Origin of the sequence: Dyella sp. KRB-257 (genome assembly GCF_049445995.1) — a bacterium.
Classification (GTDB): Bacteria; Pseudomonadota; Gammaproteobacteria; order Xanthomonadales; family Rhodanobacteraceae; genus Dyella_A.
Genome location: NZ_JBMSDZ010000014.1, coordinates 1 through 13,166 on the forward strand (window position 1 = coordinate 1; position 13,166 = coordinate 13,166).

The 13,166-nt window shown below is 67.6% G+C and carries 16 protein-coding genes; 15 read left to right on the plus strand and 1 reads right to left on the minus strand.

From position 1 onward, the window contains the following. Positions 1-242 precede the first annotated feature (242 nt). From ACO2Q2_RS11660 to glmU, 10 genes are all read left to right on the plus strand, one after another. The gene (locus ACO2Q2_RS11660; protein ID WP_423255951.1) at positions 243-608 is read left to right on the plus strand and encodes a hypothetical protein; all 366 of its coding nucleotides are present in this window, start codon (positions 243-245) and stop codon (positions 606-608) included. A gap of 3 nt (positions 609-611) precedes the next feature. Further along, the gene (gene atpB / locus ACO2Q2_RS11665) at positions 612-1,415 is read left to right on the plus strand and encodes a F0F1 ATP synthase subunit A (protein ID WP_423255952.1); all 804 of its coding nucleotides are present in this window, start codon (positions 612-614) and stop codon (positions 1,413-1,415) included. 51 nt (positions 1,416-1,466) lie between these two features. Then, entirely contained in the window at positions 1,467-1,760 is a 294-nt protein-coding gene (gene atpE, locus ACO2Q2_RS11670; protein WP_324896046.1) for a F0F1 ATP synthase subunit C, read from the plus strand. 92 nt (positions 1,761-1,852) lie between these two features. Beyond that, positions 1,853-2,323, plus strand: a complete 471-nt coding sequence (locus ACO2Q2_RS11675; protein ID WP_423255953.1) for a F0F1 ATP synthase subunit B — start codon at positions 1,853-1,855, stop codon at positions 2,321-2,323. A gap of 3 nt (positions 2,324-2,326) precedes the next feature. Further along, on the plus strand, positions 2,327-2,860 hold the full coding sequence (locus ACO2Q2_RS11680) for a F0F1 ATP synthase subunit delta (RefSeq protein ID WP_423255954.1): 534 nt from the start codon (positions 2,327-2,329) through the stop codon (positions 2,858-2,860). Positions 2,861-2,955: 95 nt separating this feature from the next. Beyond that, a complete protein-coding gene (gene atpA, locus ACO2Q2_RS11685; protein WP_423255955.1) occupies positions 2,956-4,506 on the plus strand; it encodes a F0F1 ATP synthase subunit alpha in 1,551 nt (516 codons plus the stop codon). Positions 4,507-4,633: 127 nt separating this feature from the next. Further along, a complete protein-coding gene (gene atpG, locus ACO2Q2_RS11690; RefSeq protein WP_423255956.1) occupies positions 4,634-5,527 on the plus strand; it encodes a F0F1 ATP synthase subunit gamma in 894 nt (297 codons plus the stop codon). Positions 5,528-5,686: 159 nt separating this feature from the next. Continuing rightward, positions 5,687-7,099 carry a F0F1 ATP synthase subunit beta gene (atpD, locus tag ACO2Q2_RS11695; RefSeq protein WP_423255957.1) on the plus strand — a complete coding sequence of 471 codons (1,413 nt, stop codon included), beginning with the start codon at positions 5,687-5,689 and terminating at the stop codon, positions 7,097-7,099. Positions 7,100-7,200: 101 nt separating this feature from the next. Continuing rightward, positions 7,201-7,626, plus strand: a complete 426-nt coding sequence (locus ACO2Q2_RS11700; RefSeq protein ID WP_423255958.1) for a F0F1 ATP synthase subunit epsilon — start codon at positions 7,201-7,203, stop codon at positions 7,624-7,626. Positions 7,627-7,777: 151 nt separating this feature from the next. Continuing rightward, complete coding sequence (glmU, locus tag ACO2Q2_RS11705) at positions 7,778-9,145, plus strand: bifunctional UDP-N-acetylglucosamine diphosphorylase/glucosamine-1-phosphate N-acetyltransferase GlmU (RefSeq protein ID WP_423255959.1); 1,368 nt, start codon at positions 7,778-7,780, stop codon at positions 9,143-9,145. Positions 9,146-9,232: 87 nt separating this feature from the next. Here the strand turns inward: glmU and ACO2Q2_RS11710 are convergent, their stop codons facing one another. Next, positions 9,233-10,222 carry a pteridine-dependent deoxygenase gene (locus tag ACO2Q2_RS11710; protein WP_423255960.1) on the minus strand — a complete coding sequence of 330 codons (990 nt, stop codon included), beginning with the start codon at positions 10,220-10,222 and terminating at the stop codon, positions 9,233-9,235. A gap of 91 nt (positions 10,223-10,313) precedes the next feature. Here ACO2Q2_RS11710 and ACO2Q2_RS11715 point away from each other — a divergent pair, with 91 nt between their 5' ends. The 5 genes from ACO2Q2_RS11715 (at position 10,314) to ACO2Q2_RS11735 (ending at position 13,163) form a co-directional block, all read left to right on the plus strand. Further along, positions 10,314-10,583: a phosphopantetheine-binding protein gene (locus ACO2Q2_RS11715; protein ID WP_423255961.1), complete on the plus strand. Its 270-nt coding sequence runs from the start codon at positions 10,314-10,316 to the stop codon at positions 10,581-10,583. Positions 10,584-10,665: 82 nt separating this feature from the next. Then, positions 10,666-11,340, plus strand: a complete 675-nt coding sequence (locus ACO2Q2_RS11720) for a xanthomonadin biosynthesis protein (RefSeq protein ID WP_423255962.1) — start codon at positions 10,666-10,668, stop codon at positions 11,338-11,340. Further along, positions 11,337-11,639, plus strand: a complete 303-nt coding sequence (locus ACO2Q2_RS11725) for a hydroxymyristoyl-ACP dehydratase (RefSeq protein WP_423255963.1) — start codon at positions 11,337-11,339, stop codon at positions 11,637-11,639. The genes ACO2Q2_RS11720 and ACO2Q2_RS11725 overlap by 4 nt, the downstream gene beginning before the upstream one ends. After that, positions 11,636-12,598 carry an acyltransferase gene (locus tag ACO2Q2_RS11730; protein ID WP_423255964.1) on the plus strand — a complete coding sequence of 321 codons (963 nt, stop codon included), beginning with the start codon at positions 11,636-11,638 and terminating at the stop codon, positions 12,596-12,598. The genes ACO2Q2_RS11725 and ACO2Q2_RS11730 overlap by 4 nt, the downstream gene beginning before the upstream one ends. Continuing rightward, the gene (locus ACO2Q2_RS11735) at positions 12,537-13,163 is read left to right on the plus strand and encodes a LolA-related protein (RefSeq protein WP_423255965.1); all 627 of its coding nucleotides are present in this window, start codon (positions 12,537-12,539) and stop codon (positions 13,161-13,163) included. The genes ACO2Q2_RS11730 and ACO2Q2_RS11735 overlap by 62 nt, the downstream gene beginning before the upstream one ends. Positions 13,164-13,166 lie beyond the last annotated feature (3 nt).

The window sequence follows — 13,166 nt, forward strand, 5'->3', positions numbered from 1 at the left end:
ACCTCGGCGATCAAGCCTGCCCGTTCCACCTCACGTTGCGTCATCCCCACCTCCACGGTCACCCCCTCGACGGAAAAGGGGACACTTGTAACTTGCAGGAAGGGGACACTACTAACTGGCAGCTACAGCCCGACTTCGATGCTTGTCGCTCGTGTCGGCCCACTGCTAGAATTCCGGGGATTGGGTCGTGGCCTGTCGCGGGATTGAATGCCGCTTGGCGTCAAGCCGCACGGGAAGCTCACGTGATCAACAGCCTGCACTCCGGACGTCGTCTCGCCATGCGGATGGTGCTGCTGCAACTGGCAGTCGCCGCGGGTGCAGGTGGCATCTTCCTGGTTCAAGGACCCCGCGAGGCGATGGCTGCGGCAGCCGGAGCGACGGTGGCGGCGGCGGGAACCCTGCTGCTGTCCATGCGAGCCTTCGCTGGACTGGGGCACGGCGGGGTGGCGCTGGGTCGGCTGGTGTCGGGGATGATCCTCAAATGGATCGTGACGCTGGGTGGGCTGCTCATGATCCTGGTCCAATTCAAGTTGCCGCCGTTGGCCGCGATTGCGGGGCTGACGGGGGCGTATGCGGTCAATCTGCTGGCGTTCAGATTCAAGGGTTGAAACATGGCAAGCGAGCCGCAGGGCGGTCTTACCGAATACATCCAGCATCACCTGACCTTTCTGCAGTCCTCGCACGAAGGCGGTTTCTGGTCGTTCCACCTCGATTCGATCGCCGTGTCTCTGATCCTTGGCGTGGTGTCGTGTGGCTGGTTCTGGCTGAAGTCGCGCCGTGCCACGGCGGGCGTGCCGGGCAAGGGCCAGGCATTCGTCGAGATCGTGCTCGAGTTCGTCGACGGCCAGGTCAAGGACGTCTTCCATGGCGACCGTCGCTTCCTTGGCCCGCTGGCGCTGACGGTGTTCCTGTGGGTGTTTCTGATGAACGCCATGGATCTGCTGCCGGTCGACCTGCTCCCGTTCATTACCGAGAAATTCGGCATCGCCCACTTCCGCTCGGTGCCCACCGCCGATCTCAGCCTTACCTTCGCCATGTCGTTCACCGTGCTGATCCTGGTGATCTTCTACAGCTTCAAGGCCAAGGGCTTCGGCGGTTACATGCATGAGCTGTTCACCGCGCCGTTCGGCAAGCATCCGCTGCTGTGGATCCCGAACTTCGCGCTGAACCTGGTCGAGCTGCTGTCCAAGCCGGTCAGTCTCGCCATGCGACTGTTTGGCAACATGTATGCGGGCGAGCTGGTGTTCATGCTGATCGCCGGCCTGTTCAGCGCGGGCAGCTGGCTGTTGTTCGGCATGGGGATCATCGGTTACACGGTATGGGGCCTGTTCCATATCCTGATCATCTCGATCCAGGCTTTCATCTTCATGGTGCTGACTATCGTGTACATCTCGATGGCGCACGATCACCACTGATTTCGTTTGTTATTGCCGCTGTTACGCATTTCTTTTCTTGAGGAGACCACCGTGGAACAACTCGTTCAGTTTGCACAAATCCAGGGCTTCACCGCGATCGCGCTCGGCCTGATCATCGGCCTCGGTGCACTGGGTGCCTGTATCGGCATCGGCATCATGGGTTCGAAGTTCCTCGAAGCCGCCGCGCGTCAGCCGGAGCTGGTGCCGCTGCTGCAGGGCCGCATGTTCCTGCTGGCCGGTCTGATCGATGCGGCGTTCCTGATCGGCGTGGCGCTGGCCATGTACTTCGCCGTGGCCAACCCGCTGCTGGGCGCCGTGCTGTCGGCTGCCGGCACCGGCAAGTAATCACGCCAGCGCGGCACCACTAGGTGGTGTCGCTTTCCTGCAAGGGCGCTCCGGCGCCCATGCTTGTACCCCGCAGCAACAGGTAAGCAGCGATGGATATCAACGCCACTCTGATTGGCGAAATGCTCTCGTTCGCCATCTTGATCGGGTTCACCGTCAAATTCATCTGGCCGAACCTGACCAAGGCGATCGAAGAGCGTCAGCTGAAGATCGCCGACGGCCTCAACGCCGCCGAGCGCGCGCGCGCCGAGCTCAAGGACGCGGACGCCAAGGTGGCTGACGAAATCCGCAGGGCGCGTCAGCAGGCCGCGGAGATCATCGACAAAGCACAGCAGCAGGCCAACCAGATTCTGGACAAGGCCAGGGCGGACGCTGTGGCCGAGATCGGCCGGCAGAAGGCCGTGGCACAGGACGAGATCGCCTCGATGGCGCAGCGTGCCCGCGAGGAGCTGCGTGAGCGGGTCGGCGCACTCGCGGTGCAGGGCGCCAGCAAGATCGTGCAGCGGGAGATCGATCCGGCCGCGCACAAGGTCCTGCTCGATCAGCTCGCGACCGAGATCTAGGCGATGGCCCAGGCAATTACGCTCGCCCGCCCCTACGCGCGCGCCGCTTTCGAACTGGCGCACGCCGCCGGTGCGCTGAACGACTGGTCGCGCGCGCTGGCGTTCGCAGCCATCGTGGCGAAGGATCCGCAGATCGCCGGTCTCGCCAACGACCCACGGGTGCAGCCGTCACAGATGGCGGCGTTGCATCTGCCCCAGGGCATGGCTTCGGACAGCCCGTTCGCCCTGTTCCTGGCGGAGCTGGCCGAGCACCGGCGCATGGCGCTGTTGCCCGAAGTGGCCGATCTTTTCGAGGAGTACAAGCGTGAAGCCGAGTCGCAGCTGCTGGTGAAGGTGACCAGCGCCATGGCGCTCGACGCGGCACAGATCGACCAGTTGAAGGCATCGCTGAAGCGTCGTTTCAAGCGCGAGATCGAACTGGAGACCCAGGTCGATGCCTCGCTGCTGGGCGGCGTGGTGATCGATACCGGCAGCGAAGTGATCGACGGTTCCGCGCGCGGCCGCCTCGAGCGGCTCGCCGGCGCGCTGGCGCATTGATTCAACGCGAAGTCCATTTCGCGAAGAGCTGAACCGGCCATCCATGGCCGGACTCGGTGAAAGAGCTTCGATTTCAAAATTTCGGGATAACGACCATGTCCAGCACCACCTTGAACCCGTCCGAGATCAGCGAGCTGATCAAGAACCGCATCGAGCAGTTCAAGCTCGGCGCGGAGGCCCGCAACGAGGGCACGATCATCAGCGTGTCCGACGGTATCGTGCGCATCCACGGCCTGGCCGACGTGATGCAGGGCGAAATGATCGAGTTGCCGGGCAACTCGTTTGCCCTCGCACTCAACCTGGAGCGCGACTCGGTCGGTGCCGTGGTGCTGGGTGAATACCAGCACCTGCGCGAAGGCGATACCGCCAAGACCACCGGCCGCATCCTCGAGGTGCCGGTCGGTCCGGAACTGCTCGGCCGCGTGGTCGACGCGCTGGGCAACCCGATCGACGGCAAGGGTCCGATCGCCGCCACCGTCAAGGCCCCGATCGAGAAAGTGGCGCCGGGCGTGATCTGGCGCAAGTCGGTCGACCAACCCGTGCAGACCGGCTACAAGTCGGTCGACTCGATGATCCCGATCGGCCGCGGCCAGCGCGAGCTGATCATCGGCGACCGCCAGACCGGCAAGACTGCGCTGGCGATCGACGCGATCATCAACCAGAAAGATTCCGGCATCAAATGCATCTACGTCGCCATCGGCCAGAAGCGTTCGTCGGTCGCCAACGTGGTGCGCAAGCTCGAAGAGAACGGCGCACTGGCCAACACCATCGTGGTGGTGGCCTCGGCGTCCGAGTCGGCCGCGCTGCAGTACATTGCGCCGTACTCCGGCTGCGCGATGGGCGAGTACTTCCGCGACCGCGGCCAGGACGCGCTGATCGTGTACGACGACCTGTCCAAGCAGGCCGTGGCCTACCGCCAGATTTCGCTGCTGCTGAAGCGCCCGCCGGGCCGTGAAGCCTATCCGGGCGACGTGTTCTACCTGCACTCGCGCCTGCTCGAGCGCGCTTCGCGCGTGTCCGAGGAGTACGTGGAGAAGTTCACCCACGGCGAAGTGAAGGGCAAGACCGGTTCGCTGACCGCGCTGCCGATCATCGAGACCCAGGCCGGCGACGTGTCCGCCTTCGTGCCGACCAACGTGATCTCGATCACCGACGGCCAGATCTTCCTCGAGACCGACCTGTTCAATGCCGGCATCCGCCCGGCGGTCAACGCCGGTATCTCGGTGTCGCGCGTGGGCGGCGCGGCGCAGACCAAGATCGTCAAGAAGCTGTCCGGCGGCGTGAAGCTGGCGCTGGCGCAGTTCCGCGAACTGGCCGCGTTCGCGCAGTTCGCCTCGGATCTGGACCCGGCCACCCGCGCCCAGCTGGACCGCGGCCAGCGCGTGACCGAGCTGATGAAGCAGTCGCAGTACGCGCCGCTGTCGATCGCCGAGCTGGCGCTGTCGGTGTACGCCGCCGAGAAGGGCTACCTGGACGACCTGCCGGTGAACAAGGTGCTGGCGTTCGAGAAGGGCCTGCATGCCTTCATGCACCAGAACCACGGCGAGCTGATGAAGAAGATCGTCGCCACCGGCGACTGGAACGGCGAGATCGAGGCCACGTTCAAGTCGGCGATGGACGAGTACAAGAAGACCGGTAGTTGGTAAGTCCGGGATTGGAGAGACGGGATTTGGGATTCGGAAGCGCGGCGATCCCGAGGCTTGTGCGAATCCCGAATCCCGAATCCCGAATCCCTGATCCCGAATCCCTGAGCGAGCACAGCGAGCGACAGATATGGCAAGCGGACGCGAAATCAAAACCAAGATCAAGAGCACGCAGAACATGCGCAAGGTGACGCGCGCGCTCGAAATGGTCTCGGCCTCGAAGATCCGCAAGGCGCAGGAGCTGATGAAGGCCTCGCGTCCCTACGCCCGACTGATGCGCAAGGTGATAGCGCACGTGGCGCAGGCCAGCACCGACTTCAGCCATCCGTTCCTGATCCAGCGCGGGAACGTCGCGCGCGTGGCCTACGTGGTGGTCTCCACCGATCGTGGCCTGTGCGGCGGCCTCAACTCCAACCTGTTCCGGCGCCTGCTGCCGGCGATCCGCGAGTGGCGGGACCAGGGCGTCGAGGTCGACGTGGTGGCGATCGGCCAGAAGGCGGTGCAGTTCTTCCGCCGGATCAAGGGCGTCAATCTGATCGGCAGCGTCACCCACCTGGGTGAACGACCGAAGCTGGAAAGCCTGGTCGGCGTGATCAAGGTGGTGCTGGACGCGTATTCGGCCAACGGCCTGGATCGAGTGTTTTTGGCCTACAACGATTTCGTCAACACCATGACCCAGACGGCCACCGTGCAGGCCCTGTTGCCGCTGCCGCTGGTGGCATCGGAAATGGAGGGTTCGGCCGGCATCGCGCTCGCGCAGACGCACGACTGGGACTACATCTACGAACCCGATGCCGCCACCGTGCTGGAGCACGTGCTCGGCCGCTATATCGAGTCGGTGGTGTACCAGGCCGCGCTGGAGAACCTGGCCAGCGAACATGCCGCGCGCATGGTCGCCATGAAGAGCGCCTCGGACAACGCCAACAAGGTGATCGGCGAGCTCACCCTGGTCTACAACAAGGCCCGCCAGGCCGCGATCACCCAGGAAATCTCGGAAATCGTCGGCGGCGCGGCGGCGGTTTGATTCGAATAGACCCTTCTCCCGCCGAGAGAAGGTGGCGCGAAGCGCCGGACGAGGGTACGAGCGAAGCACATCATGCAAGCGCCGGACCCTCTCCCCAACCCCTCTCCCGCCGGGAGGGGGGCCAACAAACGAAGGTTTTGAAGGTTCGAGGAAACGAGAATGAGCCAGGGCAAAGTTGTTCAGATCATCGGCGCGGTCATCGACGTCGAGTTTCCGCGCGATCAGGTGCCGTTGGTCTACAACGCCCTGAAGATCGACGGCACCGACATCACGCTGGAAGTGCAGCAGGAGCTGGGTGACGGCGTCGTGCGCACGATCGCCCTCGGTTCGACCGACGGGCTCAAGCGTGGCCTGATCGCCCGCAACACCGGCGAGGGCATCAAGGTGCCGGTCGGCAAGGCGACCCTCGGCCGCATCATGGACGTGCTCGGCAACCCGATCGACGAAGCCGGCCCGATCGGCGAGCAGGACCAGTGGGTGATCCACCGCGAGGCGCCGAGCTACGCCGACCAGGCGGCAGCCACCGACCTGCTGGAAACCGGCATCAAGGTCATCGACCTGGTCTGCCCGTTCGCCAAGGGCGGCAAGGTCGGCCTGTTCGGCGGCGCCGGCGTGGGCAAGACCGTGAACATGATGGAGCTGATCAACAACATCGCCAAGGCGCACGAGGGCCTGTCGGTGTTCGCCGGCGTCGGCGAGCGTACCCGCGAGGGCAACGACTTCTACCACGAGATGAAGGACTCCAACGTCCTGGACAAGGTCGCGATGGTGTACGGCCAGATGAACGAGCCGCCGGGCAACCGCCTGCGCGTGGCGCTGACCGGGCTGACCATGGCCGAGTACTTCCGCGACGAGAAGGACGAGCACGGCAAGGGCCGCGACGTGCTGTTCTTCGTCGACAACATCTACCGCTACACGCTGGCCGGCACCGAAGTGTCCGCGCTGCTCGGCCGCATGCCGTCGGCGGTGGGCTATCAGCCCACGCTGGCCGAGGAGATGGGCGTGCTGCAGGAGCGCATCACCTCGACCAAGACCGGTTCGATCACCTCGATCCAGGCCGTGTACGTGCCCGCGGACGACCTGACCGATCCGTCGCCGGCCACCACCTTCGCCCACCTGGATGCGACCGTGGTGCTGAGCCGCAACATCGCCTCGCTCGGCATCTACCCGGCGGTGGATCCGCTGGACTCCACCAGCCGCCAGCTCGATCCGAACGTGATCGGCGCCGAGCACTACGACGTCGCCCGCCGCGTGCAGGGCACGCTGCAGCGCTACAAGGAGCTGAAGGACATCATCGCGATCCTGGGCATGGACGAGCTGTCGGAAGAGGACAAGCAGGCCGTGTCGCGCGCGCGCAAGATCGAGCGCTTCTTCAGCCAGCCGTTTCACGTCGCCGAGGTGTTCACCGGCTCACCGGGCAAGTACGTGCCGCTGAAGGAAACCATCCGCGGCTTCAAGATGATCGTCGACGGCGACGTGGACCACCTGCCGGAGCAGGCGTTCTACATGGTCGGCGGCATCGACGAGGCGATCAAGAAGGCCGAGGACATGGGCGCCAGGAAAACCGCGTAAGCGGTTTTCGCATAGACACGGGCAAGCTGGCGGCAGCACTGCAATCCGAGCTGGCTTTTCAGAAGCCCTTCGGTTCCCGCGAACGTGATGAGTAACCAACCATGACTACAATCCGCGTCGACGTCGTCAGTGCCGAAGCCGAGATCTACTCGGGCGAGGCGACGATGGTCGTTGCCACCGGCGAGCTGGGCGAGCTGGGCATCACCCCGCGCCACGCGCCGCTGATCACCCGCCTCAAGCCGGGCAAGGTCATCGTGACCCAGCCCGATGGCGAGAAGGTCGATATTTCCATCACCGGGGGCGGCATCCTCGAGGTGCAGCCGCAGGTCGTGACGGTGCTGGCCGACAGCGCGATCCGTTCGGCCGACATCGACGAGGCCGCCGCGCTGGAAGCCAAGCGCCAGGCCGAAGAGGCGCTGGCCAACCGCACCGACGCGATGGAGATCGCCGAGGCGCAGGCCAAGCTGGCCGAGGCGATCACCCAGCTGCAGGCGCTCGAGCGCCTGCGCCGCACGCTCAAGCACTGATACGATCCGCGTCCGCCCCCCGGGGCGCCTGCGGTTCCACGAACGCCGGCCTCGTGCCGGCATTCGTGCATCCGGGCGGCCGCGCACCGCCCCGGGTTTCCGTCGTGCGGCTGATATTCTTGCGGCCTCAAGTCCACGACCCCGGTGATCCATGGAAGCGCCTCCTCTGCACGTCATCGTCCTTGCCGCCGGCGAGGGCAAGCGCATGAAGTCCAAGCGCGCCAAGGTGCTGATGCCGGTGGCCGGCCGCCCGCTGCTCGGCCACGTGCTGGCGACGGCGCGCCAGCTGGACCCGGCGGCGATCCATGTGGTGTACGGCCACGGCGCAGAGCAGGTGCGCGAAGCGTTCGCCGCCGACGCCGACCTGCGGTGGGTGCTGCAGGCCGAGCGGCTCGGTACCGGGCACGCGGTGGCGCAGGCGCTGGCGCAGGTGCCGGACGAGGCGCGCGTGCTGGTGCTGTACGGCGACGTACCGTTGACCCGCGCCGAGACCCTGCGTCCGCTGGCGACCGCCGAAGGCCTGACCCTGCTCACCACACGGCTGGCCGATCCGTTCGGCTACGGCCGGGTGCTGTGCGACGACGCGGCCCGCGTGATGGCGGTGGTGGAGGAGAAGGACGCCAGCGCCGAGGAACGGGCGGTGAACCTGGTCAACACGGGCATCGTGGCCGCCGATGCCGCGCGCCTGCGCGGCTGGATCGCCCGGCTGGGCTGCAACAACGCCCAGGGCGAGTACTACCTCACCGACATCTTCGCGATGGCCGCGGCGGAAGGCGCCGCCGCGCGCTCGGTGGAGTGCGCCGACCCGGTGGAAGCGGCCGGCGCCAACAATCCGCTGCAGCTGGCCGAGCTGGAGGCGCAGTACCGTCGGCGGCGCGCCCACGAGCTGATGGTGGCCGGCGTGCGCCTGGCCGATCCGGCGCGCTTCGACGCGCGCGGCGCGGTCGAGACCGGCAGCGACGTGGAGATCGACGTCGACGTGATCCTCGAGGGCGACGTGGTGCTGGGCGACGACGTTCGCATCGGTCCGTTCACCCGCGTGCACAACGCGCGGCTGGCCAGCGGCACGGTGGTGCTGGCGCACTGCGACCTCGACGGCGTGGTCACGCACGGCCCGTGCACGATCGGTCCGTTCGCGCGCCTGCGTCCCGGCACGGAACTGGCCGCCGGCGTGCACGTGGGCAACTTCGTCGAGATCAAGAAAGCGAAGCTGGGCGATGGCAGCAAGGCCAACCACCTCAGCTACATCGGCGATGCGCAGATCGGCGCCGGGGTGAACATCGGCGCCGGCACCATCACCTGCAACTACGACGGCGTGAACAAGCACCTCACCCGGATCGGCGACGGCGCCTTCATCGGCTCCAACAGCGCGCTGGTGGCGCCCGTGCGCATCGGTGCGAACGCCACCATCGGCGCCGGCTCGGTGATCACCAAGGATGCGCCCGACGGCGAACTCACCGTGGCGCGCGGCCGGCAGCAGACGCTGGCGGGCTGGCGGCGGCCATTGAAGCAGAAGTAAGTGGTGAGGAGTGAGGAGTGAGAAGTGAGAAGTGAGAAGCGCTCACCGTCTGGCTCTCTCTCGTTTCTCACTTCTCACTTCTCGCTCTCAGGCGTAGCGCCAGCCGTCGATCTCCACCAGCAGCTCACGGCGGCAGATGTCGCCGTGCAGCAGCAGTGCCGGCACGCCCGGCAGGCGCTGGCGGAAGAAGTCGCGCACCACGCGGGCATCGGCCGGATGGCGCACGTAGGCCTTCAGCGGCGAATGCGTGTCGAAGCCGGCCGGCATGCCGGCGCTGGCGAGCAGGGCCTCGAGATTGGCCAGCGTTTCCTCCAGCTGCGCGAGCAGGTCGTCGCGATGGGCCGAGGCGTGGCCGATCACCGCCGCGGTGCCGGAGATCGCCAGCGCGTCGCCACCGGGCAGGCGCATCGCCCGCGCGAAGCTGGGTGGGGTGGGGCCGTACTGGCGCGGGTAGCGCCAGGCGCTCAGCTGGCGCGGATTCTCCACGCGCCGCCCGGGCCGCCTGCCGGCCAGCAGGTACACCTGCAGCCGTGGATGGTGGTCGTGGTATCCGATCGCGGTGGCCGCCGGGAAGCCGTCGCCGAAGGCGCCCATACTGCGCGCGCGACCGTTGCAGAACTGCTTGTAGCGCTCCGCGTCGCCATCGCCATCATTGATCGCCGTGAGGTAGTTCCAGACGCGCAGCACGTGCCGTTCCGGCTGCTGCGCCACGAACTCGGACAATGCCGCGTAGGCGCGCTCGGCGGTGGATGCGGCGCCGCCGTGCTCGGTCTCGTCGAGGCCGAGGGAGGCGAACAGCCAGCCGCCGCCGCGCGACCAGCGGATGGCGCCGTCGCGACCGGCCACCACGTCGCCGTCGACCTCCCAGCATTCGAGCGGTGCCGGTGCATCGAACGGTTCCAGCGCCAGGGTGAGCCAGCGCGGATCGTCCCGATCGGCCTGTCCCGCGCCGAATCCGATCACCGCCAGCATGCCCGGTTCGGCCAGCGCGGCGGCAGCCTGCATGCTGCGATACGACACCCGCGGCGCGCGGTATTCGACGGCTTGCGCCGCTGCTATTTCACATCCCTGAACCATGCGATCTACCGAGAACGACAAGGGCCCCATGGTACACTCCACGCCCGCTGCCACCGGGGGGAGGCAATGATCTTGGGGTACGGAAACGAGCATGGCAGAGCAGACCGCCGCAGAACACGAACTGGCCACCCTGGTCATCGAAAGCCTCCATCTGGAGGCCGTTACCCCCGGGCAGATCGATCCGGACGCGCCACTGTTCGGCGGCGAGCTGGGGCTCGATTCGATCGACGCGCTGGAGATCTCGCTGGCGGTTTCCAGGCGCTACGGTTTCCAGCTGCGCTCGGACAATCCGGACAACCGGCGGATCTTCTCCAGCCTGCGCACGCTGTCCGAACACATCGAGCAGCATCGCGCGGGCTGAGTCCGCCGCGCGGGCTGCGTCAAGCCATCGCTGCCGCGGCGGCTTTCCTTTCCGAGGGCCCACGTCGATGAATGAGCGTGCGATGCCTGCCCGCGCGTTTCCGCTGCGACGCGCCACGCTCGCCCTGCTGCCACTGTATCCGGCGCTGGCGATCGGCGGCGCGCTGACGCATCGCGCCGCGCTCTCGCTGGCCGCCCTGCTCCTGCTGGTCACGCTGTGGCTGCTGCCGCGCCTGCTCGCCGGTAGCGTGCGCCCGTGGATCGGCTGGGGTACGGCCGTGTTGCTCGCGTGCGCCAGCGCCTGGCTCGGCCTGGCCGATCGCCTGCTCGATGCCGTGCCGCCGGGCATTCTCGCCGGCCTCGCGCTGTGGTTCGGCGCCACGCTGCGCGCGGGGCGCGAGCCGCGGGTGGCGCGGTTCATCCGCGTGCTGGAAGGCGAGGCGCAGCTGGCCCGGCCCGGCGTCGCCCGCTATGCGCGCGGCGTCACCGTGTTCTGGACCGTCCTGCTCGCGCTGCAGGCGCTGATCCTTGCCGCGCTGTGGCTGCGCGGCCTGTTCGATGCCACCGACTTGCCGCGCTGGGCGCTGGCCTACCAGCATGTGGGCGGCTATCTGCTGATCCCGCTCGCGTTCACCCTGGAATACGCCTTCCGCCGCTGGCACCTGCGGCACGTCCAGCATCCCGGGCTGCACGCCCAGGCGCTGCAGATGATGCGGCACTGGCCGCAACTGCTGCACGACACGCACCGCCACCGATGACTGCCGCTGCCTGCCACGCGACGTTTGCCGTCGCGCTGACGCATCCCGCGCTGCCGGGGCATTTCCCCGGGCAGCCGCTGGTGCCCGGCGTGGTGATGCTGGAGCAGGTGGCGATGGCGCTGCGCGCGTGGCGCGACGAGCGCATGGCCGGCGTGGCCGAAGCCAAGTTCGTGGCGCCGCTGCTGCCGGGCGAAACGGCCGATCTCACGCTGAGCGAGGCGGGCAGCCGCGTGCGCTTCGAGATCCGGCGCGGCGGCGAACTGCTGGCGCGCGGCGTGGTGGAAGGAGCGCGCACATGACCGCGCGCTGGCAGAGTCGGCCCGAGGGGGGCGGACGCTTCGCGCTGTGGCTGATCCGCTCCATCGCGCTGCTGTGCGGACGCCGCTTCGCGCGGCTGTTCCTGTATCCGATCACGGCCTACTTCTACGTGCGTCGCCGGCCCGAGCGGCAGGCCTCGCGGCAGTACCTGGGCCGCGTGCTCGGCCGTGCGCCGACCCGGCGCGAGGTGTTCCGCCACCTGCACTGCTTCGCCGCGATCACCATGGACCGCGTCTACCTGCTCGCCGACGGCGACCGCGCATTCGAGATCGAGACGCAGGGCCTGCACCTGCTCGACGCGCAGATCGCGCTGGGCCGCGGCGTGCTGCTGCTCGGCTCGCATCACGGCAGCTTCGAGGCGCTCAGGGCGATCGGCGCGCGCCGTCCCGAGGTGCCGTTGCGCGTGGTGCTGGACAAGCAGAAGACGCCGGCGATGACCGAGCTGCTCGAAGCGCTGGCCCCGGAAGTGGGCGCCAGCGTGATCGACGCCTCGCAGGACGGCACCTCGATCACGCTGGCGCTGGCCGAAGCCTGTCAGCGCGGCGCGCTGGTGGCGCTGCTGGCCGATCGCGGCCGCGACCGCGAAACCCTGCGCCACGCACCGTTCCTGGGCCGGCCGGCGCCGTTCCCGGTGGGGCCGTGGCTGCTGGCGCACGCGCTGCAGGTGCCGGTGATGCTGTGCTTCGGCCTGTACCTGGGCGGCAAGCGCTACCGGCTGGTATTCGAGCCGGTGGCCGAGCGCGTGGTGATCCCGCGCAACCAGCGCGGCCCGGCGCTGGACGCGCTCATCGCCCATTACGCCGCGCGGCTCGACCATTACGCCCGCCTTGCCCCCTACAACTGGTTCAACTTCTATGATTTCTGGCAGCAAGATCAGCGTGCTCCTGCTGGCGGCGTGGCTGGTGAGCCTGCCGACGTGGGCCAGCACGCCAGCGCCTGACGCGCAGGCGCTGATCGCCTCGCTGGGGCGGCCTGCGCCCGCGCGTACCGCGTTCGCCGAGGCGCGCTTCATGAAGCTGCTCGATCGCCCGCTGGTGGTGTCCGGCGAACTGGCCTGGCTCGGCGGCGACCGGCTGCAGCGCACCGTCACCGCGCCGCGCGCGGAGCGCTTCACGATCGCCGACGGTGAGGTCACGCAGGAGCGTACCGGTCGTCCGGCGCGGCACTTCTCGCTCAGGCACGCGCCGCAGCTGCAGGGCCTGCTCGACAGCTTCACCGCCCTGCTGAGCGGCGATTCCGCACGGCTGGCCGAGGCGTTCCGGATCGAGCGCAGCGGCAGCGACGCCACGCACTGGACGCTCACCCTCACGCCGCGCGACGCACGCGTGGCCAGCAAGGTGACCAGCATCCGCATCGACGGCCAGGCCGACGAGCCGCGCTGCATGGTGATGCAGGAGTCCGACGGCGACGTGGCGATCGACTTGCTCGGCCCGCTGGCGGCGAAGATGCCCGCGGCACCCACCCGCGCCGCGCTCGCGGCACTGTGCCAGCAGCCCGCGCCTTGAGCG